21 protein-coding genes are annotated in these 24,704 nt (G+C 67.9%); 10 read left to right on the top strand and 11 right to left on the bottom strand.

What is annotated here, in order from left to right; genetic code table 11:
• Positions 1–39 precede the first annotated feature (39 nt).
• Positions 40–1,161, bottom strand: a complete 1,122-nt coding sequence (locus ACK3BB_RS27385) for a DUF2793 domain-containing protein (protein WP_428929888.1) — start codon at positions 1,159–1,161, stop codon at positions 40–42.
• A 288-nt stretch (positions 1,162–1,449) separates the two neighbouring features.
• On the opposite strand from ACK3BB_RS27385, the gene ACK3BB_RS27390 reads away from it, so the two are divergent.
• On the top strand, positions 1,450–1,623 hold the full coding sequence (locus ACK3BB_RS27390; RefSeq protein WP_428929889.1) for a hypothetical protein: 174 nt from the start codon (positions 1,450–1,452) through the stop codon (positions 1,621–1,623).
• Between the two features lie 72 nt (positions 1,624–1,695).
• Here the strand turns inward: ACK3BB_RS27390 and ACK3BB_RS27395 are convergent, their stop codons facing one another.
• The 8 genes from ACK3BB_RS27395 to ACK3BB_RS27430 all read right to left on the bottom strand — a co-directional run bounded on the left by ACK3BB_RS27395 (position 1,696) and on the right by ACK3BB_RS27430 (position 11,106).
• Positions 1,696–2,553, bottom strand: coding sequence for a sulfotransferase family protein (locus ACK3BB_RS27395; protein WP_428929890.1), 858 nt, complete (start codon positions 2,551–2,553; stop codon positions 1,696–1,698).
• A gap of 93 nt (positions 2,554–2,646) precedes the next feature.
• Positions 2,647–4,917, bottom strand: coding sequence for a glycosyltransferase (locus ACK3BB_RS27400; RefSeq protein ID WP_428929891.1), 2,271 nt, complete (start codon positions 4,915–4,917; stop codon positions 2,647–2,649).
• Positions 4,917–5,897, bottom strand: a complete 981-nt coding sequence (locus ACK3BB_RS27405) for a glycosyltransferase family 2 protein (protein WP_428929892.1) — start codon at positions 5,895–5,897, stop codon at positions 4,917–4,919. Before ACK3BB_RS27405 ends, ACK3BB_RS27400 begins: the two co-directional genes overlap by 1 nt.
• Positions 5,897–6,538 carry a hypothetical protein gene (locus ACK3BB_RS27410; RefSeq protein ID WP_428929893.1) on the bottom strand — a complete coding sequence of 214 codons (642 nt, stop codon included), beginning with the start codon at positions 6,536–6,538 and terminating at the stop codon, positions 5,897–5,899. Before ACK3BB_RS27410 ends, ACK3BB_RS27405 begins: the two co-directional genes overlap by 1 nt.
• Before the next feature lie 295 nt (positions 6,539–6,833).
• Positions 6,834–7,724 (bottom strand): hypothetical protein, encoded by an 891-nt coding sequence (locus ACK3BB_RS27415; protein ID WP_428929894.1) that lies wholly within the window; start codon positions 7,722–7,724, stop codon positions 6,834–6,836.
• 73 nt (positions 7,725–7,797) lie between these two features.
• Positions 7,798–8,376: a hypothetical protein gene (locus tag ACK3BB_RS27420; protein ID WP_428929895.1), complete on the bottom strand. Its 579-nt coding sequence runs from the start codon at positions 8,374–8,376 to the stop codon at positions 7,798–7,800.
• A gap of 275 nt (positions 8,377–8,651) precedes the next feature.
• Complete coding sequence (locus tag ACK3BB_RS27425) at positions 8,652–9,506, bottom strand: sulfotransferase family protein (protein ID WP_428929896.1); 855 nt, start codon at positions 9,504–9,506, stop codon at positions 8,652–8,654.
• Between the two features lie 484 nt (positions 9,507–9,990).
• Positions 9,991–11,106 (bottom strand): polysaccharide biosynthesis/export family protein, encoded by a 1,116-nt coding sequence (locus tag ACK3BB_RS27430; RefSeq protein ID WP_428929897.1) that lies wholly within the window; start codon positions 11,104–11,106, stop codon positions 9,991–9,993.
• 112 nt (positions 11,107–11,218) lie between these two features.
• On the opposite strand from ACK3BB_RS27430, the gene ACK3BB_RS27435 reads away from it, so the two are divergent.
• Positions 11,219–12,133: an NAD-dependent epimerase/dehydratase family protein gene (locus ACK3BB_RS27435; protein ID WP_428929939.1), complete on the top strand. Its 915-nt coding sequence runs from the start codon at positions 11,219–11,221 to the stop codon at positions 12,131–12,133.
• 194 nt (positions 12,134–12,327) lie between these two features.
• Positions 12,328–12,942: a sugar transferase gene (locus ACK3BB_RS27440; RefSeq protein WP_428929898.1), complete on the top strand. Its 615-nt coding sequence runs from the start codon at positions 12,328–12,330 to the stop codon at positions 12,940–12,942.
• Positions 12,943–13,091: 149 nt separating this feature from the next.
• Here the strand turns inward: ACK3BB_RS27440 and ACK3BB_RS27445 are convergent, their stop codons facing one another.
• Positions 13,092–14,168, bottom strand: a complete 1,077-nt coding sequence (locus ACK3BB_RS27445) for a glycosyltransferase (RefSeq protein WP_428929899.1) — start codon at positions 14,166–14,168, stop codon at positions 13,092–13,094.
• Positions 14,169–14,173: 5 nt separating this feature from the next.
• Positions 14,174–15,034, bottom strand: coding sequence for an ABC transporter permease (locus ACK3BB_RS27450; RefSeq protein WP_428929900.1), 861 nt, complete (start codon positions 15,032–15,034; stop codon positions 14,174–14,176).
• A 574-nt stretch (positions 15,035–15,608) separates the two neighbouring features.
• Between ACK3BB_RS27450 and ACK3BB_RS27455 the strand changes: the two genes are divergently transcribed.
• From ACK3BB_RS27455 to ACK3BB_RS27485, 7 genes are all read left to right on the top strand, one after another.
• Positions 15,609–17,012 carry a capsule biosynthesis protein gene (locus ACK3BB_RS27455; RefSeq protein WP_428929901.1) on the top strand — a complete coding sequence of 468 codons (1,404 nt, stop codon included), beginning with the start codon at positions 15,609–15,611 and terminating at the stop codon, positions 17,010–17,012.
• Between the two features lie 180 nt (positions 17,013–17,192).
• Positions 17,193–17,909 carry an ABC transporter ATP-binding protein gene (locus tag ACK3BB_RS27460; protein ID WP_428929902.1) on the top strand — a complete coding sequence of 239 codons (717 nt, stop codon included), beginning with the start codon at positions 17,193–17,195 and terminating at the stop codon, positions 17,907–17,909.
• A gap of 439 nt (positions 17,910–18,348) precedes the next feature.
• A complete protein-coding gene (locus ACK3BB_RS27465) occupies positions 18,349–20,265 on the top strand; it encodes a polysaccharide biosynthesis protein (protein WP_428929903.1) in 1,917 nt (638 codons plus the stop codon).
• A 301-nt stretch (positions 20,266–20,566) separates the two neighbouring features.
• Complete coding sequence (locus ACK3BB_RS27470) at positions 20,567–22,819, top strand: YjbH domain-containing protein (RefSeq protein ID WP_428929904.1); 2,253 nt, start codon at positions 20,567–20,569, stop codon at positions 22,817–22,819.
• Positions 22,816–23,529 (top strand): YjbF family lipoprotein, encoded by a 714-nt coding sequence (locus ACK3BB_RS27475; RefSeq protein WP_428929905.1) that lies wholly within the window; start codon positions 22,816–22,818, stop codon positions 23,527–23,529. Before ACK3BB_RS27470 ends, ACK3BB_RS27475 begins: the two co-directional genes overlap by 4 nt.
• 320 nt (positions 23,530–23,849) lie before the next feature.
• Complete coding sequence (locus tag ACK3BB_RS27480) at positions 23,850–24,095, top strand: hypothetical protein (RefSeq protein ID WP_428929906.1); 246 nt, start codon at positions 23,850–23,852, stop codon at positions 24,093–24,095.
• Positions 24,096–24,372: 277 nt separating this feature from the next.
• A complete protein-coding gene (locus ACK3BB_RS27485) occupies positions 24,373–24,615 on the top strand; it encodes a hypothetical protein (protein ID WP_428929907.1) in 243 nt (80 codons plus the stop codon).
• Positions 24,616–24,704: the final 89 nt, after the last annotated feature.

The raw sequence follows: 24,704 nt of genomic DNA on the forward strand, positions 1-24,704 counted from the left end.
CGGACGCCCGTTTCCCCGGCGCCGCCCTCCGGGCGGGGATCAGCTCCAGCGGCCGAAGACCAGGACCCGGCAGGCGGCGGTGTCGGTGGCCGCGAAATCGGTGCCCCCGGCCACCCGGTAGAGCCGGATGACCACATCCGTGGCCGAGATGCCCAGCACGCAGGGGGCCAGGGCCTCGTCGAGGCCGGGGCCGCTGACATTGGCGCTGAAATCGGCGGCATCGAGGGCCAGCGAAAAGCACAGGTCGCCCGAGCCGATGAAGGGCAGGGGATAGGTCCAGCTGGCTTCCAGCCGGCCGCCGGTGGCCTGCGACAGGGTCAGCTGGGCGGTGCAGATCTGGGTGCCGTCGGCCCAGCGGACATACCGCCCGCCCCCGGCGCTGCCCCGTTCGATCACCGCCCCGGTGGGGATGCCCCCGCTGTCGGACACCGGGCCCAGCAGGTTGCCCGGCCCATAGGCATGATCGGCCCGGGCCAGCCGGCCGGGGGTGGTGTCGGTCGGGCCCTGCTGGACGGCCGCGCCGCCGATCGTGCCGGCGCTGGCGTCCAGGCTCAGGGCGGTGGTCCAGGCGCTGCCGTCGGGGCTGACCTTGATGGCGAAATCGTCCGATCCGGTGGTGCCCATCTCGGCCCGGCCGGACCAGCCGGTCTGGAACAGCAGGCTGGCGGTGTCGGCCGGCCCGGCCTTGTTGATCCGCAGCTGGTGGCCGGCCCCGCCATGGGTCAGCAGCGTGCCCGGCCCGGCCACGGCCAGCGGGTTGGCCGCATCGGCGGCGGTGCCGATGCCCAGCTCGTCGAGGCCGTCGAGCCCGGCCTGGGCGAGGGCCCAGGCGCTGCCGTCGAAGATCACGTCGGCGGCCTCGGCCAGGACATGGACCCGCCAGCCCGGTTTCGGCGCGACAAAGACCCAGCCGGTGCCGTCATGGGCGGCAATGGCCAGGTCCTGCCCGGCCCAGTCCCCCTGGCCCCCTGCGGCGACCAGGTGCACGGCTCCGGCAGCCACGGTTTCGGGCGGCTCGACCCGGTCGCGGTCCGCGGCCACGGCCTGGACCAGCAGGTCGAGCCGGGCCAGGGCGGTGTTGTGGGTCACGTGTTTCTGGGCCTGCGAGGGCTGGATATAGGGCAGGGACAGGACGGGAGAGCTCTGGGAGCTGTCGGACATGGAAAGGCACCTTCGCGCTGGCGGATGTCGGCCAAGAGGGCTAGCGCGCGGGGCTGAACAGCCGGTGAGCAGGGCGCGCGCAGGGTGTTGCGCGGCGGGTGTGGGGACGGGGAACAGGGGCGGAAGACAGGTGCGGGGACCGGGTGGAAAGCCGCACCGGGAATGAAACGGGCGGTCTCGCAAAGGGGGGCGCAGTCCGGGGGAAATCCCCCGGAAATCCTTTGAAAATGCAGAGGAAAATGATTTAGTTAAAAAGTTGAGTAACAATCCTCATAAGGATCCGAAGGCATGTCTGACAATCTGGTTCTGGGTGTATTTACCGAGCTCGCGACCCTGGAGGGAAAGCGGAACGCCGATGGGAGCTGGAATGATACCGATATTGGCGAATTCACCACGCTTCTGCGCCGGTCGATGCGGCTGGTGGCCGATACCAAGCGCAAGGTCGAAGACGCCGACGGCTGACCGCGACCGGGCCCGGGTCTCGTGCCGGGCCGCAAATTCCCCCGGCGCTCATTGGCTGCCGGGGGACACGGCTCAGCCGTAGTGGGTGGCCATCCAGTTGCCGGCAATGCCGGGGAACCGCTTTTCGAGCTCGCGATAGATCGGCTCGTAGCTGCGGCGCAGGCCGTCGTATATGTCGCCCGGAATCTCGGCCGCCTCGCCCTTGTGCACCACCTTGTCGAGATCCCCGTAATGGTCGGGCTCGAACTCCAGCCCGATGAATTCGATCACCTTGCGCAGGAACGGTTGCGGGCTGGCACTGATCTCGTCGAAGAAGCCGACCATCAGGTTGCTTTCGGGCACGCAGCCCTGCCAGCGGTCCAGGATGGCCGGATAGTCGGAGCGGGCGAAGACGTCGGGCTGATCGAGCAGGGCCTGGGGGTGTCCGCGATCGCTGCCCTGGCGTTTCATCAGCATCCGCACATGCGACCAGCTTCGGGAGATCGGATCGCGCATGATGAAGAGGAATTTCGCGTCGGGTGAGAGGGTCAGCATGTGCTCGATCCCGGCCTTGGGCAGCAGCGAGTATTCCGGCGTCAGATCGCCGGCCAGGCGGTCGGGGCCGGCATAGGAAAAGACATTGCGATACCAGTCGTCATCCACCGCCGGATCGGTGATCGTGGCCAGCATCCGCACGTAGAAGAAATTGTATTCCTCGTTGTTGCGGAAATAGTTGCGCAGGCTGCGCCCGGCATGTTCGTCGCGGTGCCACTGGGTCCACTGGGCATGACCGGGCACGTGGACCTGGTTGAAATACTGCACTTCTTTGACCGGCGGCAGCCAGATGTCCGGATGCCGGCGCAGGTTGCTGTGCAGCCAGGTCGTGCCGGCTTTCTGTGCCCCGATGCAATAGAAGTCGGGGGCCTTGGGGGCGAGTTTCTTTGCGCACATGACGGTATCTGCCCTCTTGTGGGAGCTGAGCGGAAGGGAGCCGGGGCCGGGAGCCCGGGCGCAGGATGGTGTCCCCGGGGGGCGGGACAGGGATCAGTACTGGGCCCAGATCGCCGCCCACCCCGGATCGTAATCGAAAAGCGCGGCATAGCGGTCGCCGGGATCGCCGGTTTCCCTGGGGGTCTGCAGGCGGTCATGCAGATCGCGCATGAAGCCCAGGAGGGTCGGGTTGCGCATCCTGTCGAGCTCGGGGTCGTATTCGGGGGCCGGGATGATCACGTCCTGCCCGGCCGAGCGCATGATCGACACGAGCATCCGGGCAAACAGGCTCGATGGCGCGAAGTTCACGGTGGTGCTGACGCCGCGCAGCAGGCCCAGGTTGGCGCGGGTCAGGGATTTCGGCGGGAGATAACGGATTTCCAGCCCGGTCCGGTGGACCCGGCGTATCTCGGTGCTCTCGTCATCGAGATGGATGACGTTGAGAAGCGGCTGGCCGGCCATGGCGGCCAGTTCCGACACGACCTGGATGATCGCCGGCGAGGCCGTCTCGAGGATCACCGTGATACCGTAGCGGCTGGCCGCATCGATCGGGGACATGTCCCACATCAGCGGGAATTCCTTGCCCCAGAAGGGCAGCACCTGGGTCATCTCGGCCCGCAGCGCCTTGCGCAGGCGGGACGCCGCGGGCGTATCGCTGTTGGCCAGGACGCTGACCGAGGTGAACGGCCCCGTCAGCTTGCCGACGGTGTCGATGATCGTGTCGATGTCGGTGCAATGGAGGTTGGGCAGGTCGAGGTAGATCCGGTCGAAGGCCGGTGTTGCATGCAGCCCGGCCAGCCCGGGGACATGGCCCAGCCAGAGATGGCGGATCCGCAGATGCGAAAGCAGCGCGGCAAAGCCGCTCCAGCGGATGCCGGTATTCTCGAGCCACTCGATGTCCTTGGGGGCCAGCTGTGCCCGGGCGGCGCTGTTCACGTAGATCTGGCTTGCGGGGGCGCTCATGCAGAACCGGGCCAGGCCGCTGACATCCGGGATCTCGTCGAAATAGAGCGCGATCGGGCTGCGGTGACCAAGGTAGGTCATGGTGCTCCTGGCCAGCGCCTCGAAGAGCGACCCTTTCGAGACGCTCCCGAGCCCCGGGCAGATCAGGGTATAGCTCTGCGTCTCGGCAATCATCGCCCCGGTGGCGTCGACCCCCTTCTGCATGGCGGTCGACACGGCCCGGTGGCTGCCCATGGTGGCCAGGCGGAGCTGGTCGAGCGCATCGGGGCCGCCATGGGCGAGATCGATGCAGGCCTCGGCGATTTCGGTGAACGACGCCAGGGCCTGGTGTGGGTGGAAGGGGGTGTAGCCCTCGAAGGCATGGGCATGCGAAATGACCGGCAGGCCGAATGTCATGGCCTCGGAGGTCTTGATCTTGAGACCGGTCGAGAATTCCATCGGCACCAGCGCCACGTCGATGTCGCGGTAGAAGTCCTCGACATCCTCGACCCAGCCGACCTTTTCGACGAACGGCAGGTCGCAATGGTCCAGCATCTCGCAGATGGTGCCGCCGATGACGATCCTGAGCGGCGGCAGGTAGGTGCGGAACAGCGGCGCGGCGACATCCAGGAAGCGGTTCAGGTTCTGCAGGTTGATGCTGTTGCGGGCGCCCATGACCCCGATGCGCAGCTCGTGGTCGGCCGGGTCGGCGGGCCCGGCGCGCCGGGGCAGGTAGGTGCCGGGATCGGCATGGGGCACGGTCACGACCGGCTTGGCGGTCATGGCCTGGAACAGCAGGCGTTCCTCGTCCTTGATGGCCCAGACGATATCGGCCCGGTCGAGCGCGATCTTCTCGTCGTCTTCGGTCGTGTAGAAGAACTCGGGCGCGATGCCGTAGGATCCCAGCAATTCCTTGCGCCCGGAGAACTTGTCATGGGTGTCGAGGATCCTGAGCGTGCCGCGGGGCATGAAATCGAGCGCCCGCGACAGCCAGGTGTAATTGACGATGGCCACGTCCGGCAGGATCTTGTCGCCGAGCCAGCCCAGCGTGGCCTCGAGCTGGGGGTCCCACCATTCATCGATGCCGTGATGCGTGCCGGCCGGATCGCTGTGCAGGTCCCGGGTCGGGGGCACGAGGTAATAGCCGTCCCATTCTTCCATCATCGCCTGCTGCGCCCTGGCGGGCAGCTTGCCGCGCCATTCGGCCTCGGAGGCGTAATGGACGAAATGGATCGCGGCGCCGGCATCCTGGAGCATCTTGCAGACCCGGTAGATCCGCCGTCGGTTGCCGTAATCCTGCGGATGGGTCGGCGTGGGCGAGACGACAAGCACGACGCGCCCGCGCCAATAGGTCTCTCGTGCCTTGGGATGGGCCGGTGTCATCAGGGCTTGCCCTTGAACCCGGACAGCATCGCGATGGTGTAATTGTAGATCGCGTCCAGCTGTGCCTCGAAGTCCTCGGGGTCTTCGAGCGGGCGGTTGAACCCGGCGACCGAGCGGTAGCGCGGGGGCTGCCGCAGCAGGTATTCCAGGGCGTTGTCCATCGCGTCGGCCGCCCATCCGTCGACCGTGGGATCGTTGATGGAATCGGACACGGCCTGCCAGGCGGAACGGCGGCGGAACCACATCTGGTCGAGCCGCCGGCGATCGACCAGATGGTCGACTTCGGCCTCGGGGACATAGAGCGCAAGGCCGCCGAGATCCGACAGTTTCCGCAACACGTCGGTTTCCTCGTTGCTCAGAAGGCTGCTTTCCGGACCCTTGCGCCCGAGTTCGGTATCGAAACCGCCGATCTGGAGGAGGGGCGCGCGCCGGAACGAGATGTTGGCGCCGGCGATCCATTCATTGCGCTTGATGACGCGGGTGGCCCCGCCCCAGTCGACGACGGAGACATGCCCCAGCTTGCTGTCGCCCAGCCAGGCGGGCCGCGGGACGTCCCAGATCGGGCTGATCTTGCCGCCGGCAATCATCGCGGACGGGCCGAAGGATTCGAAGGCCCGGACCAGTTCGCGCAGCCAGTTGGGTTTTGCGATGGCATCGTCGTCGAGATAGGCGATGACATCGGCCCGGGTGTGCCGGGCGGCGACGTTGCGCGCATTCGACAGGCCCGGGGTCTTTTCGACCATGTAGGTCAGGTTGGGCCGGTCCTTGTAGGCCTCGCCGAACTGCGCGGCGGCGGCGTGGTCGGGCGAATTGTCGACCACGATGATCTCGTAATCCGACAGGGCCATGTCCTGGGCCAGGCAGGAGTCGATGGCCAGCGCCAGCAGGTCATGGCGGTTGTAGGTGCAGATGGCGGCCGCGATCCGCGGGGCCGGGCCGTCCGCCGCGGTCCCGGTCGATGCCTTCGCTGTGGGCTGCATCAGGCGGCCTCTTCCCCGGTGACCAGCAGGCTGTGGAAGGCCACAGCGGCGGTCCGACGGTCATCTTCGGAGAGGCGGCGGAAATGGGGAAAGCGGAAGGTGAGCGTCGTCGGGCCGGTTGCCTGGTCGCGGCTTGGCAGCACCGATGTCACCCGGCGCCCGGCCGGGGTGGTCTTTTCGAGCGTGACCTGGCGTTCGGCATCGTCGTCGAAAAAGGCCAGGTGTTCGTAATTGGCCGGTTCCACGGAGTTGATCAGGTCGAGCGTGACCGTGTTCGGGCGCCCGCGGTCGATGTAACAGGTAAAGGTCAGAAGCCCGCTTTCCCCGGCCCAGCGAAACGGGTTGCCCGCATTGTCGAATTCGATCCCGTGAAAACCGCTCGACCGGGGCAGGTGTTCCATCGCGCTGAGTTCGAAGGACGAGGCCATTTCGATCTCGGTGGCCGAGACCGGTTCCTGGATGTTCAGGAGCAGGTCGCGGCCTTCCTGGTAGGCGTTGAGCAGTTGAACGGAGGATTCCAGCGCGTCGATCCGGCGGGCCTGGTGCGCGAGGGTATCCACGAGCTTGCGGACCAGGTCCGTGCCATGGAGAGAGGAAAATTCGGCTTCCAGTTGTGTCCTGTGATCTTCAAATGACTTCATCTTGGGAATTCTCGTCTTCTGAATTGAGGCTGGCCTGGGAAAGGGGTGGAGGGTCCGGTGTGCAACGTCTTAGGCGCCGTACTGTCTTTGCACCAGCCTGATACTACTCATTGTAAAGTAATTTCCGACGCCGTGTGGACCTTGCGCTGCAAAGGGCGACGGGGCAAGGCCCTGCGTGACGTCAGAGGTGGCGCGGAGGGGCTGGCAGGGGGCATGTGCTCCTTCGGGGGCTGGCCCGGGATTTTTGGGTGTTGCGCGGCAGAGCGCCGGGCCCGGTCGTGCTGCCGCGGCGTGTCTATCCCGCCTGCCGGACCGGATCCAGGGAGGCGCTTGGCCAGTGCCGATCGATCTCCATGTCGGGGAAATGTGCCCGGATGAAGGTATAGGTGTCGGCATAGGTCTGCGCGACCTGTTCCATCGTGTCCCGGGAAATGGGCGCGCTCTTTTTCGAAACGTTGTGTTTGAACGCGTAATCGGGGTCTTTCAGATCAACCCCGACCGTGGCTTTCAGCCGGGCCCATTCGGCAGGGCTGTCGAGAAGGGTTTCGTAGAGACAGACGAAGCGGTCTTCGGGACGAAAGACCGCTTCGATGTTGCGGATGGTGTCCTGGTAGGTTCCGCGCAGGCGGGCATCGGCCGTGTTCATGGCCCTGAGCACGGCCTTCTCCTCGGATTGGGGGAAGACGTGGTCCGGTTTCTGATCGAGCTTGAGGCGCCGTTGCATGCGGACCGCGCTCCAGAGGCGTTCGACCGGATCACGCATCAGGAAGACACATTTCACCGTGATCCCGCGGTCGCGGAAGGCGCGCTGCACGGTTGCGAGGGTCTCGGCGCTCAGGCCGCTGTAGGACGGGGTGATGTCGCCGGTCAGGTCGATGCCGTCCTCGCGCAGCAGGCGGGCGAAGTAATCGTAATAGGCCTCGGGATCCGTGTAGAAGCCCAGCCATTTGAATTCGCGCCGCCGGGCATGTGCGAGCACGGCCTCGCGATCGGCATTGGCGGGCAACGCGGGCAGGCTGTCCAGCCGCTTGCGCAGCATGCCGAACATGTGCGGAATCGTCAGCACGTCGAGGACGTGGTACTCCTTCACGAACCCCATGTTCACGTTCGGGTTTTCGGAGATCTGCCGGTGCAGCCAGGTTGTCCCGGCCTTCTGTGCGCCAAGCCCCAGGACAAACGTCGTCACGCCGGGAATCCTTGTTCTGCCTTCATGTCGGATGGTTCTGCCCGACGGGACACATGCTCACCACTGGGGGAGGTTACCCGTACGAGAATAGTGTTTCAATCTTCCCCGCCGTCCGCGCCTCGGCGCAGAATTCGCGCCAGTTCGACACCTTCTGGTGGTAATTGGCCGCCTTGTCCTGCTTGGTGTGGTTCGAGGTCATCTTCTGGCCGGACACGGTCTTGTCCAGGCCCATCCCGGCCAGGGCGTCCAGGGCCACGGCCAGGTGTTCGGAGGCCTCGCAGTTGATGTCGGCCTCGTAGGTCAGGATGCAATGCGGGTTGTCCAGTTTCGACAGTGATCCGTCGATCCAGTCGTACCAATCCCTGCGCTGCTGGAACCACAGGTCGTAATCCGCGAAATCCAGGGTGATCTTCTGGCCGGTGGTGTTGGCCCCGGTCCATGTCTGCAGGGCCATGGCCTTGCGGCTGCTGATGTAGCAATCGATGAGCAGCCGCTTGACCACGACGAACATCGTGCCTTCCCGGGCCATGAAGGGTTCCAGCGCGTCCCGTTTGAGATGTGCGGGGAAGATCTTGTAGGACAGGCTGTCATGGCCGTCCCGGGCGCAGGCCTCCGACAGGGCCTTGATGGCCCTGACAGGATCAGCCCGCATTGCCGCGGTCAGGGCCGGATCTTCCGGCTCCGTGGCCTCAAGCCCGAAGGTCGCGGCCAGGTCGCCGACATACTTCCTGCAGCCATAAGCGGATTGTCTATGGAAGATCTCCGCAAAGGAAGCATGTCCTTCGAGCTTTCCCCAGAGCGAGCACATGTAATTTGTGCCAGTGCGCGGCATCGCAAGAATGCAGACTTCCTTCATCCGGTTTCCTTCATGACCTGTCCACTGCGTCTGTCGACGGGCCCCGGCGGGGCGGGGGCCCCGGAGGCATGTCAGAAATGACGTGCCCGCCAGGAGACCGCCACGTCGGGAAACTCGTCTGCCAGCCGATCGTAAACCGGCCGGAACCGTTCTTTCATCCTCTCGTATATTCCGTCCGGAATATCCAGCGCTTCTCCTTCGTGGACCTTCTTTTGCGCCTGCGGAAACAGGGCCGGGTCAAAGTCCAGGCCGAGAAAGCCGATCGTCTCGCGCAGCAGGTCGAGCGGCCGCCGGGCCACGTCGTCCATGAACAGCGTGAGCAGGCGGTCCCCGGGCACGTGGCGGCGCCAGCGGTCGAGGATTGCCGGATAATCCGCCCGGTCGCAGATGTCGTCGAGCAGCGCGAGTTCCTCAAGCGGGATGCCGCAGGGCGGGGTCCGGTGATGGATCATGCGGACATGTGACCAGCAGCGTTCGATCGGATCGCGCATCATGAAGATGAACCGGGCGTCGGGGGCCAGCCCGAGGATATGGGCAATGCCGGTGTCGTCGAGCAGCGAGTATTCCGGGGTCATCTCGCCGGCGATCTTGCTGCCGGCGGCGGCAAAGATCTCGCGGTACCAATCGTCGTCGACGCCGCGCATGGTGATCAGTGTCAGCAGCCGCACGTAATGCAGGTTGAGCGGGTCGTTGTTGCGCACGTAGCTCGACAGCGAGCGCATGGCATGGCTGTCGCGGTGCTCCTGTGTCCAGCTGCGGTGGGCGGGGATGTGGACCTGGTTGAAGTATTGCAGTTCCTTGACCGGCGGCATCCAGATGCGCGGGTGGTGGGTCAGGTTGGCATGAAGCCAGGTCGTGCCGGATTTCTGCGCACCGATGCACAGGAAGTCGGGTGAGCGCGGCGGTGCGTCCAGGAATGGTTTCATCGTGCGAGGTCTTTCAATGGCTGGATGTCGGCCCCGGGGGTCCGAATGGCCGATCTAGCTTGTCCGCGCCGGAAGGCGACCCGGATATCCGGGGGGCGGCGGACCGGTGCCGTGGTCGTCGGGGAGGGCAGTGAAGGGAAATGGTCTTGCGCAGCCTGCAACTCTCTTGGTCCATGTGCCGGTCCGCAAACACGGGGTGTGCGACAGCAGATCGAAAGGTCCGGGCACGTCTGGCCGGATCAGAGTAGATGAGGCGGGGGTCTTGTCAATGAATACCGGCCGGGTGCGGCAGGCCTGTGCCCGACCCCCGGGGCCGCGGCTCGTGGCGGGGACGGGGCCGGATATTTTTGAAGAGAAAGAAGCAGGGGGGCGGTCTTTGGGGCCGCCCCTTTTGCGTGCTGATGCCGGGGAGGGGCGGGGGCGAGGCGGGGCGCCCCCATCTGTTCCTGTCAGGCCCCGATCAGACCCGGTCAGCCGATGCCGGTCAGAGCGAGTTGGCCGCGTTGAAGACGCCGAAGAACTGGCCGAAGATCTGCGAGATGGTCAGGACATCGTTGATCGGCGATTCCGTGGCGATGACCACGTCACCCGAATTGACCGGGAAGTTGCGGGCCGAGAACAGCCCGTCGAAATTGGTCAGGTCGACCGAAAAGACCACCCGCGTGTTGCGCGGGCCGCGCACGCCGGGGCTGACGGCCGAGGACGGGTATTCGCGCAGGATCAGCAGGCCGCGCGGATCGGCCAGGCGTTCGTTGACGCCGCCGATGATCGAGATGGCGTCCATGGCCGAGACATCATCCTTGGGGAAGGTGTGCAGGGCCTCGGTGCCGGTGGCGCCGAAGGACAGGAAATAGCGCCGGTCGTCCTCGACGAAGACCTTGTCGCCGCCGCGCAGCAGGGTGTCGTAGCCCGGGTTGTCGAGCAGGCGTTCGATCGAGGTGCCATAGATCGACGCGCCGCGGACCAGGCGGATCTGGGGGTTGTTGATGCCCGTGCGCACGCCGCCGCCGGCGGCGATCAGGCTCATCACCGAATAATTGCGGTCGGGCATCGGGTAGGTGCCCGGCGCGCCGACCCCGCCGACCAGCTCGACCGAGTTGCTGCGGCCTTCGGTCATCGACAGCTGGACCTGGGCCGAGGGCACGATGGCCTCGAGCTGGGCCTGGATCTCGCGGCGGGCCAGGTCGGGGGTCAGGCCGACGACGCTGACATCGCCGATATAGGGCACGAAGACCGTGCCGTTGGGCGCCACCCGGCTTTCGTCCAGCTGCACGGCGCGCTGTTCGGTGCCGGTCAGCAGCGAATTGTCGGAACTGTCCCAGATGGTCAGGTTCAGCACGTCGCCGGACTGGATGATCTGGCTGCTGGCCCCGGTGGTCTTGCCGATCCAGCCGATCCGCTCGATCTTGCCGGTCACGGGCCATTTCTCGACCGTGGGCAGGAAGGCCCGGGTCACCCGGTAGACGGCGAATTCGTTGTTGTCCTCCGCCACCTGGCTCAGGATCTCGTTGCTGGCCGGGCCGCTGGCGGGCAGGCGGCCGCAGGCGGCAAGAGCAAGACAGGTCAGGGCGATCAGGCAGAAGCGGATCGGGTGGATCATGGGAGGGTGCAGCCTGTATTTCCGTGCTAGATGCGGAAACGTTAATGGCCGGGAGCCGGGGGAGGGTCAAACCATTCTGCCAGAAAACATGCAAATTCCCGCCATATTGGTCATGGGGGCAACAGGTCGCCTCGGTCGCATGCTGCAACGCCACTGGGCCGGGCCGGGCGGGTTGCCTGCCGGGGCGGTGACATGGGGTGCCCGGCAGGCCGGGCCGGGGGCCATCGCCGGCGCGCGGCTGCAGCCCTGCGATCCGCTGGCCGATCCGGAGGGGCTGGCCGCCCTGGCCCGGGGCCGGCGGGCCGTGCTTTGCCTGGCCGGGGTCACCCCGGCGGCGGCGGCCCGGGGCGTGGCCTGGGCCGATGATACCCAGCTGGCCCTGGCCGCCCTGGCCGCGGCCGAGGCCGCCGGGGCCCATGCCTTCGTCTGTTCCTCGGCGGCGGTCTATGGCCGGGCCGGGGGGGTGTTGCAGGAAGACGCGGCGCCCAGCCCGGCCGCGCCCTACGGCGAATCGAAGGCCGCGATGGAAGCCGCGGTGCTGGAGCGGGCCGGCCGGACGGGGCAGGGCGTGACGATCCTGCGCATCGGCAATGTCGCCGGGGCCGATGCCATCCTGGGCGGCTGGCGCGCGGGGTTCACGCTGGACCGCTTCGCCGATGGCACCACCCCGGCCCGCAGCTATATCGGCCCGGCCGGGCTGGCCCGGGTGCTGGCCGGCCTCGCCGGGCTGGCCGGCCGGCAGACCCTGCCGCAGGTGCTCAACATCGCGGCGCCCGGCCCGGTTGCCATGGGCGCCCTGCTGGATGCCGCGGGCCTGGCCTGGACCCCGCGCCCGGCCCCCGACACGGCCATCGCGCGGGTCGAACTGGCCACCGACCGGCTGCAGGGCCTGGTGCCGCTGGATCCGGCCAGCCCCGGCGGGCTGGTCGCCGAATGGCAGGCCGACAGGGAGATCGGAGACACCGAAGGCGCAACGACCGGCCCGACGACCCGGAAGACGGGCGGCGAGACGGGCGCGCCGGGCTGATCCCCGCCGCCCGGCCCGGTTTCGCCCGCCCGCGCCCCGACCCCCGCTTCGCCCCGACCCCCGCCCGCGCCTCCGGCGGGGCCTTGCGCCGCGGCCCTGTCTTCTTCTTGGTCCAAATACCCGACGCAGCGCTTGCCGCCCGAACCGGCCCGGGGCCCCTTGCGCAACGCCGCCGCCCGCGCCATGAACCGCGCATGACACCTGCCAAGCGCCTGCTCGATCTCTTCTTCGCCGCTCTCCTGGTCGTGCTTCTCGGCCCGGTCATGCTGGGCCTCGTGATCTGGCTCTGGGTGAAGCAGGGCCGGCCGCTGTTCTACGTGGCCGAGCGGATGAAGGCCCCGGACACGCCCTTCATGCTGTGGAAGCTGCGCACCATGACCGTGGTCGACGAGGATGCCGGCGTGTCGGGCGGCGACAAGGCCACGCGGGTCACCCCCGAGGGCGCCTTTCTGCGGGCCAAGCGGCTCGATGAATTCCCGCAGCTGTGGAACATCATCCGCGGCGATCTCAGCTTTGTCGGCCCGCGGCCGCCCCTGCGCGAATATGTCGACCGTTTCCCGGAGATCTACGGTGAGGTGCTGAAATCGCGGCCCGGGGTCACCGGGCTGGCGACCATCGTCTATCACAAGCACGAAACCGCCCTGCTGGAGCGCTGCGCCACGCCCGAGGAGACGGATGCCGTCTATGCGCGCAACTGCGTGCCGCGCAAGGCCCGGCTGGACCTGATCTACCAGAAGAACCGCACGATCTGGACCGATTTCGACATCGTCTTCCAGACCATCGGCAATCTCGTCCGGCGCGGCGGCTGAGGCGCGCCCCTGCCGGGAACCGCGGCCCGTGGCGGGGACGGGGCCGGATATTTTCGAAGAGAAAGAAGCAGCAGGCCGGGGGCGAGATGCGGCCCGGGCGCGGCCAGGATCGGACCTGGACAGGGCCGGGGTGGCGCCGTCCGGCGGGGTCACATCCGCCGGGTCAGGGCCAGGGCGGGCAGGATCAGCCGGCCGGCCATGTCCGACCGCCGCGCGCCGCTTTCGCGCAGGGCGCGCAGGCGGGACGGGTCGTGCAGCAGCCGTTCGGCGGCGATGCGATGGGGGGGCAGCAGGCCCTCGGGCCGGGCGACCAGGGCGGTGAGGTTCTGTTTCACCCAGGCGCGGTAGCGCCCGCCGGCCAGCGCGCCCATGCGCTGCGCCCCGGCGATCAGCCCGCGATGGGCGCCCAGGGTCTGGCTGCCGTGCTGGCGGTAATAAAGCACCCGGTCCTCGTGCACCCGGACCTGGGCGCCCACGGCGGTCAGGCGCAGGTAGATCCACCAGTCGTGGAAGGGCACATGGGCCGGCCCGCCGTGGCGCAGGGCGACCAGGGCCGGGCCGTTCAGGGTCAGGGTGTTGCCGGCCAGGATGTTCTGGACCAGGGCATTGTGGAAGGACGGCGGGGGCAGGCGCCGCGCGCGCCGGCGGGTCGGGGTCAGCGCGGCATCGGTTTCCACGGTATGGGCGGCCGAGACCGCCGGATGCGCCCGGTCGAGCATCGACAGCCCGACGGTCAGCCGGTTGGGCCGCCAGACATCGTCCTGGTCCGACAGGGCCACCGGCCCGACCGGCAGCTCGGGATCGCAGAGCAGCGACAGGAAATTCGCGGCCGAGCCGCGCCCCGGTCCGCGTTTCAGCACGATCTCGCGCTCGGGATGGCGGGCGGCAAAGGCCTGCAGGATCTCCCAGGTGCCATCGGTCGAATGATCGTCGGAGACCCAGAGCGCCCAGTTGTCGTGGTCCTGTTCGAGATAGCTGTCGAGCTGGGCCTGCAGGAAGCGCGCGCCGTTCCAGGTGGCCAGAAGGATGCGCACCGGGCCATCCCCCGTGCCGCCTCCCATGCCGCGTCCCGGGCCACCCCGGGCCGCCGCGGCGGGCACCGCGCCCGGGGCGGGCGGGGGCCGGACGGCCCCGGGACCCAGCCGGGCCGAGAGCGTGTCGGGTAGCCTCTCCGCCGGGGCGGTGGCCTCCGGGTCGCGATCCTTGCCGCCCTGCGGTCCGGGCATCGGGCTCAGAGCTCCATCAGTTCGCGGTAATGGCGCGACAGGAACAGCATGCCGGTCACCCCGACCACGGCGCTGACCAGGAAGACATAGAGCGGGCTGGCATAAAGCGCGTCGTAATGGATGTAGAACCCGGCCCGGATGGTGCCGATGCAATGGACCAGCGGGTTCCACCACAGCCAGCCGCGGAACGGGTCGGGCATGCTGTCGTAGAGAAAGATCACCCCCGAGATGAAGACCAGCGGCCGGGTGAGGATCGACCAGACCCGGCCCCAGAGTTCGTATTTCATGAACAGGAAGCCGTTCATCAGGCCGACGGCCGTCGAAAAGGCGATGAGCATGCCGTAGCCGGTCATGATGGTGCCGAAATCGACCACGGTCTGGGTGTCGTAGACCGTGCGGATGAAGCTGATGACGATGTAGGACACCAGGGCCTGGGTCAGCACGGTCAGCAGGAACCGGGCGATCAGCGTGTCGAAGAAGGTCACGCCGGGATAGGCCAGCAGCGAGCGCGAGCTGCGCACGGCGCCCGACACGCTGTTGGAAATCGCGCCGTACATGAAGAACGGCACCAGCCCGGTGGCGTAGAACATCGCGAAATTGGTGCCCAGGGCCGGGGTCCGGAACCCGGCCGAGAAGATCGCGGTCAGCACGATGATGCCCAGGGCCGGTTCCAGGATCATCCAGGCATAGCCCCCCGGCGACCGGCCGTAGGTGGCCGACATCTCGCGCAGGATCAGCGCCGAGATCGTCCGCCAGGTGGCAAAGCGCCGGTTGGTGCTGGGCGGCGGGGCCATGGCCACCGGCGGCGGGATCAGCTCTTCGGGAATCGGGCTGCGGGGCGAGGAAGGATCGGATGTGGCCGTCATGCGGTGGGCTGTCGCTGTGCTGGTGGTCTGCTGTCGTACCGGTCTGCGGCCGATCGGGCCGGGGTGCAAGGCCCGATCTGGTCAGGCGGGTTTTCCGCCCGTTTTTCCGCCCGCTTCCCTGCCCGTTTTCCTGAACGTGCCGGCGGCGGTTTCGGCGGTGTGTCGCATGACGGGCCGCGGGGGCGGCGCATGTCCTGTCTCCGGTTCTCGCCAGCCGGCTGGCAGTGTCTCGCGTGGCTGGCGGTGTCCCGCGCAGCGCTCCGCTGCCCCCGGATCGGGCGCCGATCCGCCGGGCCGGCCCCCCGCTCGGCCGTCGGCCGCTGTCGGCTTGCTGAAAAAATCTGCTGCGTTTATGTAGCAAGGCGTTCATTCATACAATGACTTGTCAGCCCGGAGCGCCTCTTTGACCGCATCCTCTCCCGCCGGCCCGCAACGGGCCGCACAGCCCGGGGCCGAAACCGACCACGACCAGCCGGCCGATGACATCGGCACGGACAATGCCGCGGATACCGGCATGGACATTGGCACGGGCCGGCCCGCAGGGCCGGCGCAGGCGCGCAGGGGGCGGCGGAACATGGCCGCCATCGCGGAGGTCGGCGCGGCGACCGGGACCACACCACAGAACACGGAACAGAACATGGGCGAGAACAACGGGGACGGCGAACAGGGCCAGGGCCGCGAAGACCGGCTGGAGGCCCGCCGGGTTGCCGCCGCCGCCGCCCGGGCCGAGGCCGAAGCCGCGCTGAAGGCCCGCCAGGAAGCCCGCGCCCTGGCCGAGACCAACAAGGCCGAACGCGAGCTGGCCCGGGCCGAGGCCGAGGCCAACAAGGCCGATGCGATCAACAATGCCGCCCCGCCGGTGCGCCGGGCCAGGATCAAGCGGCGCCATCACATGATGGTCACGACCTTCGTCTTCATGGTCCTGCTGCCCTCGGCCCTGGCCGGCTGGTACCTGTGGCAGCGGGCCACCGACCAGTTCGCCTCGCGCGTGGGCTTCTCGGTGCGCACCGAGGAACAGGGCTCGTCGATCGAAAGCCTCTTCGGCATGACCGACCTGTCGGGCTCCAGCTCGTCGGATACCGACATCCTCTACGAGTTCCTGCAGAGCCAGCAGCTGGTGGCCAAGGTCGATGCCGATCTCGACCTGCGCGGCCTGTGGTCCAGCCCGGGGTCCGACAACGACCCGATCTTCGTCTATCCCGGGGGCGGCACGATCGAGGACCTGACCAAGCAATGGTCGCGCATGGTCAAGATCTACTACGAGAGCAACTCGGGGCTGATCGACCTGCGGGTGCTGGCCTTCGACCCGGTCGAGGCCCAGGCCATCGCCCAGGCGATCTATGACGAGAGCAGCGCGATGATCAACCGGCTGTCGGCCATCGCCCGCGAGGATGCCATCGGCTATGCCCGCGACGAGCTGGAAGAGGCCCAGGAACAGCTGCGCACCGCGCGGGTCGAGCTGCAGAGCTTCCGCAACCGCACCCAGATCGTCGACCCGACGATCCAGAGCCAGAGCCAGTCGGGCCTGATCGGCGCGCTGGAAACCGAGCTGGCCCAGGCCCAGATCGACCTGCAGCTGCTCAACGACACCGCCCGCGACAACGATCCGCGCATCGCCCAGACCGAGCGGCGCATCGAGGCCATCGAGAAGCAGATCGCCAACGAACGGTCGGAAATCGGCCTGGAAGGCGCCGACCAGAGCTCGACCGTGGCCGATCTCGTCGGCCAGTACGAGGCCCTGGCCACCGATCTGCAATTCGCCCAGGAGGCCTATACCGCCGCCCGGGCCTCCTTTGACAGCGCCCGGGCCGAGGCCCGCCGGCAAAGCCGCTACCTGGCCGCCCATGTGCCGCCGACCCTGGCGGAGCGGGCCGAGTATCCGCAGCGGCTGAGCACCTTCGCGGTGATCACGGTCTTCCTCTTCCTGGCCTGGGCCTTCCTGATGCTGGCGGCCTATGCGCTCAGAGACCGGCGCTGAGCCGGGGCGCGCGGCGATGACGGGCATGACGGGGCCGACCGGCCCCGCCCGCGCCCCTGAACCGGGCTCCGAACGGGCCCGCGAACTGGCCTGTGCACCGGCCCGCCGGCCGGTCCGGGCAGGCGGGGCGGGACACCCGGGGCGTGCGGGACGCCCCGCAGAAAGGGGAGCAAGGGGCCGATGATCGAGCTGCGCAACCTGACCAAGATCTACAACACCGGCGGCCATGAAAAGGTGATCTGCGAGGATCTCAGCCTGGTGCTGCCGTCGCACAAGGCCGTGGCCCTGCTGGGCCGCAACGGCACCGGCAAGTCGACCCTGCTGAACATGATCTCGGGCCTGGTGCCGCCGACCTCCGGAGAGGTCATCACCACCGGGTCGATGTCCTGGCCGGTGGGCTTTGCCGGGTCCTTCAGCGGCGACATGACCGGGGCGCAGAACGTCAAGTTCGTGGCCCGGGTCTATGGCGCCGATACCGACGAGACCCGCGATTTCGTCGAGGAATTCGCCGACCTGGGCGAGCATTTCCACATGCCCGTGCGCACCTATTCCTCGGGCATGCGCGGGCGGCTGGCCTTCGGCCTGTCGATGGCCTTTCAGTTCGACACCTACCTGGTCGACGAGACCACGGCCGCCGGCGACGGGGCCTTTCGCGAAAAGGCCAATGCGCTGTTCCTGGCCCGGATGAAACATTCCGGGGCGGTGGTGGTGAACCATTCCATGACGATGATCCGCGAATTGTGCGACGTGGGGGTCGTGCTGGAAGGCGGCCAGGCCACCTATTACGAGGATCTCGACGAGGCCATCGCCGCCCATGAGAACAACATGCGCCGCGCCACCCGGGCGACGATCGACAAGATGGTCAGCGCCACCCGCGCCCGCGCGGGTCGCAGCTGAGCCGGCCCGCACGGGGGCTGCGACGGCGCGCATGGGGCCCCCGTGACACCGTGATCACATGGCCGGGCAGGCCCTGGCCGGGATGTGATCACGCCGTGTGATCACGGGTTGTGATCACGGTTGGCCGGGGCGCGGGCCGGCCTGCCCGGGCGCGGCAAAAAGCACTCTTTTGCAACAGGATCGGGCGCAACCCTGATGGCTGCGCTTGCAAACCGGCGAGGTTCCGCCCAAAAGACCGGCCAAACCGCGCCCCATGCTGCATGCGCATAAATTGTCTTTGGTGGATGTCTTAACTTGGGGTAAGACGAATCTGCGTGCTATTTGTACACATGCTTGTTTTTACTGCATTGACCTGTGTGAATTCCCACTCGACGCCCTCTCGCCCCGAACGGGACGCCCGGGGCAAAGCCAACGCTCTTCCGGGGGCAGAGACCTGACTATGCTGAGTTTTCTCAATGCCCTGAGCCGCCGCCAAAAGGGCTATGTCTTTCTCGGCATAGACCTGGCGCTCATACCGGTCGCCCTGCTGTTTACCTTTGTCGTCCAATCCCTGCCGATGAGCCCGATTGCGGCCCTGTGGGAAACGGGGCCGATCCTGCCCTACCTGGTGGCTTCGGGGGCCGGGCTGTCGCTGTGGCTGGGCATCCCCCAGATCCAGCTCAATGCCTATGAACGCCATGCCATCGGGCTGACCGCGATCTTCGCCCTGCTGACCGCCGGCGCCTCGGCGGTGCTCTCGGCGCTCTGGGCGCTGCCCTTCCCGCCGGGCACCCACGTGATGTTCGGCATCATCTACTTCCTCTTCGCCGTGGCCTCGCGCGCCGTGCTCTACCAGGTGGTCATGGCTGTCTATACCTCGGCCAAGCCGCGCTGCCGGGTGCTGATCTACGGCGCCGGCACGACGGGCATGCAGCTGGCCACGGCGCTCAAGCCGCACCAGACCATCGACCCGGTGGCCTTTGTCGACGACAACACCTCGCTGCAGGGCATGATGCTGGCCGGCCTGCCGGTCTGCCCGCCCGCGCGCATCGCCGAGCTGGTCAAGGAACGCCGGGTCGACCGCGTGCTGCTGGCCATGCCCTCGCTGAGCCAGCCGAAACAGGCCCAGATCGCCCGCCACCTGCAGAAGATGGGCCTCGAGGTCCAGGCCCTGCCCAGCTTTGCCCAGCTGATCGGCGAGGAAGCCCTGATCGACAAGCTGGCCCCGGTGGCCCCGCAGAATTTCCTGGGCCGTGCGGCCTGCGACGTGTCGCTGGGTGATGCCTGCGACAGCTATCGCGGCAAGGTCGTGCTGGTCTCGGGCGCCGGCGGCTCGATCGGTTCGGAACTGTGCCGCCAGGTGCTGTCGTGCCGGCCGGCCAAGCTGGTGCTCTACGAATTGTCGGAACTGGCGCTCTACACCGTCCACCAGGAGCTGTCGCAGCTGGTCGAGGGCACGCGCATCAAGCTGGTGCCGGTGCTGGGCTCGGTGACCGATCCGCGCCAGGTCAAGAAGGTGCTGTCGGATCACGATGTCCGGGTCGTGCTGCATGCCGCGGCCTACAAGCACGTGCCGCTGGTCGAGGCCAACCCGCTGCCGGGCCTGGCCAACAATGTCTTCGGCACCCAGACCCTGGCCCGCGAGGCCGCCGAGACCGGGGTGGAACGGTTCATCCTGGTGTCCTCGGACAAGGCCGTGCGCCCGACCAACGTGATGGGCGCGTCCAAGCGCCTGGCCGAGCTGGTGATCCAGGACCTGGCCACGCGGTTCGACGAGACGATCTTTACCATGGTGCGTTTCGGCAACGTGCTGGGTTCGAGCGGGTCGGTCGTGCCGCTGTTCCAGGAACAGGTCAGCCGAGGCGGGCCGGTCACCGTGACCGACCGCCGGGTGAAACGCTATTTCATGACCATCCGCGAGGCCGTGCAGCTGGTGCTGAAGGCCGGGGCCGAGGCCCGGGGCGGCGAGGTCTTCGTGCTGGACATGGGCGAGCCGGTGCCGATCATGCGCTTGGCCCGCCAGGTCATCGAAAGCGCGGGCTACACCGTGCGCGACGAGGACAATCCCGAGGGCGATATCGAGATCGAGATCACCGGCCTGCGCCCGGGCGAGAAACTGTCCGAAGAGCTGACGATCACCGGCGACCTGATCGGCACGCGGCACCAGAAGATCTTCTGTGCCCGCGAGGAAAAGCTGTCGGAAATCGAGGTTGCCTCGGTCCTGCGCGGCCTGCGCCATGCGCTGGCGGCCAGCGACGAGGATGCGGCCCGGGCGGTGGTGACCCGCTGGGTCGAAGGCTACCGGCTGGCCGAGGCCACCGGCACCGCGGGGGCCGAGACCGGCCTGGCCGGCGGCGGACGCGGACGCACTCCCTGACGGATGCCCCCCGAGATGCGGGCGGGCCCGCGGCCGGACACCCCCGGGGGGTGGCCGGGGCGGTCGCGTCGCGCCAGGGGGGCGTGACAGGGGGCGGCGGCAGGCAGGCCCCGAGGATCGGGGTGTGACGGGCGGGTGAGGGCGATCCGGCCCCGACGGTCCGGTCACGGTGGAAAGCGCGGCACTATGGCCGCAGAACGGGACTTTTTCGCGCCCAGGCCGGCCGGCGGCCCGGGCCGCGATTGATCGCAACGGGGCGGGCGTGGTCTAAGGCCCCCAAGAAGAAGGGCGGGGCGCAGCGGTGAGCAGCAGACGACAGCCAGACCAGGGCAGATTCACGCGGATCGGGCGCATCGGCGGCCTGGCCGTGATGGCCGGCATGATCGCAACCGGGGCCCGGGCCCAGGACCATTCGGCCTATGTGACCGGGCCGGTGGATCCGCTGGCCCTGCCGGGCACGCCCGAGGCCGCGCCGACCATCGCCCGCTATCCCGACGCGCCGACGCTGAACTTCTACGGCGCCGCCGGCCTGATCGACATGCCCTCGGGCGAGGCCGCCCCGGATGGCCAGATCAATGCCGGCGTGTCCTGGTTCGGGGGCATCGGGCGCTACACGCTGACCTTCCAGGGCCTGCCCTGGGTTTCGGCCAGCTTCCGCTACAATTCCTTTGCCAATGCCAATTTCGCCGGTTTCGACACCTATTACGACCGCAGTTTCGACCTGCGCTTCCGGCTGCTGAAGGAAAGCACCTACCTGCCCGCCGTCACCCTGGGCCTGCAGGATTTCGTCGGCACCGGGATCTCGGCCGGGGAATACATCGCCGCGACCAAGACCTTTGACCTGCCGCCCTCGCGGCTGGGCAGCACCGGCACGCTCAAGGTCACCGGCGGCCTGGGCTGGGGCCGGCTGGGCTCGTACGGGTCGATCAGCGGCTATGGCGACCGGCCGTCCTACAACCCCAATTCGACCGGCGGCGAGCTGGCCTGGGACCAGTGGTTCCGCGGGCCCTTCGCGCCCTTTGCCGGGCTGGAATGGCGGCCCAACGACAAGCTGGGCTTCAAGGTCGAATATTCCTCGGATGCCTATGTCACCGAGGTCCAGGACATGGGCATCCTGGACCGCCGCTCGCCGGTCAACTTCGGCGTGGAATACAAGGTCAACGATGCCATCCGCATCGGCGGCTATTACCTCTATGGCTCGGAAGTCGGGTTCAACATCCAGATCCAGGCCAATCCTAAGAACCCGCCGCTGCCCCCGGCCGTGCCCGCGCCGCAGCCGGTCCTGGTGCGGCCCTCGCCCCAAAGTGATCCCGGCGCCTGGTCGACGGCCTGGGCCGACAGCAGCACCGTCGCCCCGGTGCTGCGCGACAACCTGATCGGCGTGCTCGATCCGCAGGGCATCACCGTCGAGACCGTCACCGTCTCGGCCCATTCGGCCGAGGTGCGCTATCGCAACCGGCGCTACTGGCCCCAGGCCAACGGCGTCGGCCGGGTCGCCCGGGCCATGGCCCAGGTCATGCCCAACTCGGTCGAGACCTTCCACATCGTGCCCCAGTCCGAGGGCATGGCCGTCAGCCGCGTGACCCTGCGCCGGTCGGACCTGGAAGTGATGGAATACGATGTCGAGGCCACCAGCGCGATGGCCGGGCTGGTCGGCTATTCCGACCCGCCGCCGCTGAGCCCGACGGCGGTGAGCAACGAGGCGCTGTTCCCGCGGTTCTCCTATTCGCTGCAGCCCTATTTCGAGCCGAGCTACTTCGACCCCGACAAGCCGATCCGCATCGATGTCGGCGCCGAGCTGAACGGCACCTACCGCCCGGCGCCCGGCTGGATCGCCAGCGGCGCGCTGCGCTACAAGCTCTTCGGCGATCTCGATGGCGGCCGGCCGTCGAACTCGGTGCTGCCGCATGTGCGTTCGGACTGGGCCGAATATGCCCAGCATGATTTCACCATGCGCAACCTCTACGTGGCCAAGCAATGGCGGCCGGGCCAGAACCTCTATGCCCGGGCGACCCTGGGCTACCTGGAACAGATGTTCGGCGGGGTCTCGACGGAATTGCTGTGGAAACCGGTCAACAGCCCGCTGGGGCTGGGGATCGAGGCCAATTACGTGGCCCAGCGGGACCAGGACCAGTGGTTCGGCTTCGGCCAGTACGACTATCGCGTCGCCACCGGTCATGCCTCGGCCTATTACGAATTCGGCCCCGGCCTGATCGGCCAGGTCGATGCCGGGCGCTACCTGGCCGGCGACTGGGGCGCGACGGTGTCGCTGGACCGCACCTTTGCCAACGGCTGGAGCGTCGGCGCCTTCTTCACGCTGACCAACGTGTCGTCGGAGGATTTCGGCGAAGGGTCGTTCGACAAGGGCATCCGCTTCTCGATGCCGGTCAACTGGATCCTGGGCCAGCCCAGCCGCCAGACCGTCGGCACGACGATCACGCCGATCACCCGCGACGGCGGCCAGCGGCTGATCGTGCCGGGCCGGCTCTATCCGCAGATCCGCGACGCGCATCGCAAGGCGCTCGACGACGCTTCGGTGAGGTTCTGGCAATGATGCGCCCCTTCTTCCGCCCGGCCGCCGCGGCCCTGGCCCTGGCCGCCGCCCTCGCGGGCTGTTCCAACCGTGGTGACGACAGCGGCGCCACGCTCAAGACCCTGGCCGCCCTGCAGGCGGCCATCGGCCGGTCGGTCGGCGGCGACGCGGGCACGGCCCAGCCGCCACTGACCCGCGCGGTGCTGAACACGATCGACGGCGAATTCATCCAGGCCCGGGTCGAGAAGACCGGCAGCGAGGCCTTCATGTACATCTCGGCCGAACGCCAGGGCGCGGCCGGCGGGGACGAGGGCGGCCGGCTGCTGGTCTGGCGCACCGAGAACGATGTCTCGCTGACCCTGCGCGACGGGGTGCTGGTGGCCACGCGCGGGCTGGGCGGCGACCTGGTCTCGGCCCAGGGCGGGCCGGCGCTGGCGGCGGTGCGCCGCCATGGCGCGGCCCAGGGGTCCAAGCGGCAGGTCTACAGCGCGCTGGACAACCGGCCCGTCGAGATGAACTTTGCCTGTGCGGTCGACGACATGGGGGCCGAGACCATCGTCATCGTCGAGCGCCGCCATGCCACGCGCCACCTGCGCGAGACCTGCGAGCTGAAGGGCGGCACGGTGGTCAATGATTTCTGGGTCGATGCGCGGGGCGCGACGGTCTGGCAATCGCGGCAATGGGCCGGGCCGAACATCGGCTACATCAGCTTCCGCCAGCTCACCCCCTGATCCGCGGCACCCGGGCCGGACCGGCCATGCGATCACCGTCGATCGCGTGGCCTGGCCGTCATTGCGGGCGATTCCCCGGGGCCGCAGGGGCGGGCGCGGGGCGTGACGCCCTTGCGCGTCACATCCACCCCCGATTGTCCGGTCTCCGATCCACTTGCGCATAACCTCCGGGCGTTGCGGTGCCCGATTGGCCACATATCCGCAATGCAGCGCAAAAAGCCGCCCCCGGTCGGGAAGAACGGGGTGGATGTCATTGAATTTTCAGACTCTCCGGGCTAGGTCTCGGCCAAATGCAGATCACCCCCAAGGAGTTTTGGAGCATGAAAACCATCTCGGCTCTCGTCGCCGCTGCCGCCGTCGCAGCCCTTCCGACCCTGGCTGCCGCACAGCCCGCTCCGGCCCCCGCGCCGGAAGTGCCCGCACCGCTGTCCGGCACCGCCGGCGGCCTGACCGCAGGCACCGTGATCGGCGCCACCGCGGCCGGTTTCCTGATCGTCGTGATCGCTTCGGGCGGTGATGACGACAGCAGCACCACCACGACCACGACGACCACCACCACCAACTGAGGTGGCGCGCAGCCTGCGCGCTGCGCCTGACAGATCCTGACGACGGGCCGGCATCCGGCCTGTCGTTGCTGTTGTCCGGTGGCCATTCCCTGGCCTTCCCCCGGATGCCACGGCCCGCCGCCGATCCGGTTTTTGCGCCAGATCGCGGTTTTCGTGGCGTTTTGGGCGCAAAATGGCAAAAAACTGCCACGACTCCGGCTGTCCGGCGGAGATTTCCTTTGGGAATCACCTGTCCGTGCGTTAGCTATGGTTAACCATGCCTTTAGGAGTTTTGAGCATGAAGACGATAACGGCACTTTTCGCCGCCACCGCCATCATGGCCCTGCCGACCCTGGCCGCAGCCCAGCCGACCCCGGCCCCCGCACCCAGCGTGCCGGCGCCGCTGGCCGGCAGTGGGAACGACCTGACCGCAGGCACAGTGATCGGCGCAACGGCGGCCGGTTTCCTGATCGTTGTGATCGCCTCGGGCGGTGACGGCGACAGCACCACCACCACGACCACCACCACGACCTCTCCGTAAGGAGATCGGTCCGCGCGCCCCTCGGCGCGTGACAGGCTGGTTCGCAATCAGCAAGGGCGCCTCCGGTGACGGGGGCGCCCTTTGCATGT

It is taken from the genome of Marinibacterium sp. SX1, assembly GCF_050389775.1.
Lineage (GTDB): Bacteria > Pseudomonadota > Alphaproteobacteria > Rhodobacterales > Rhodobacteraceae > Marinibacterium.